This is a genomic window from Capnocytophaga sp. oral taxon 332 str. F0381 (genome assembly GCF_000318275.2).
Taxonomy (GTDB): Bacteria; Bacteroidota; Bacteroidia; order Flavobacteriales; family Flavobacteriaceae; genus Capnocytophaga; species Capnocytophaga bilenii.
The window spans coordinates 48,006-48,842 of record NZ_KB291274.1 but is presented as its reverse complement, the minus strand read 5'-3'; the positions used below and the strand labels follow the sequence as shown (position 1 = coordinate 48,842).

Annotated in this window: 1 pseudogene; it reads left to right on the top strand. The window is 41.3% G+C overall.

The features are described 5' to 3' along the window. Positions 1–240 precede the first annotated feature (240 nt). A pseudogene (locus HMPREF9075_RS13775) lies at positions 241–837 on the top strand (hypothetical protein); the annotation flags it as partial.

Genomic DNA, 837 nt, shown 5'->3' with positions numbered 1-837 from the left:
TTCCCCCAATTCAAAATTCCCCCAATTCAAAATTATTAACATTTCACGCTGCAAAATTACACCCCACAGCAAAAATATAAAAGTCCAATCCTTTACAATAATTGTGTAAAAGTTTTGTCCAAATTTGTACAAATAATTTTTTTGTTATATTTTTGCTGCCCAATTTTTTCATATCTCCCCTTTTAGATATACAAACTCTATAGGATAAACGAAGATTTAACCACTAACACCTAAATCAAAATGGATTACCAACAGCATATTACAAAACTACAAACAGAAGTTAATCGTGCCTTTGGGCGCACCGTAACCTCTGTATATGATTTTGAACAACTCGCCGAGAAAATACAACTTTCCGTACAAACCCTACGCCGCTTCTATGGCAAAATAGATAAAGATAAACAACTCAGTACCACCAGCCTCAACCTCATTTGCAACTACATAGGTTATGCCGATTGGCAAAGCTTCTGCAACCCTATTGCCTATAGCCAACCCAATACCCACCACCTTATCAACGCCTTTTATGATACGGTAGCCTTCTCAGGAGCCACTTTTTTCGATCAAAAATTGCGCGATACCCACGAAGCCTATGCCGAACTCATCCTCAAAGATATTCCCTACGCCTACAGCTTTTTAGAACGCTATAAGGCACATCCCGTTATTACCCAATCACTATACCCTTGGTTCCCCTATTACGACCAAATGGCACACCCATCCTACGTGCAACTCATAGAACATTACCTCACCACCAATCCCTTAGAACACCTCCGCGTATGCCAAAACTCTTTCCTTGCATACGGAGCGTTTTTCGCCAGCAACGGGGGGGGGGGGGGGAAAGGG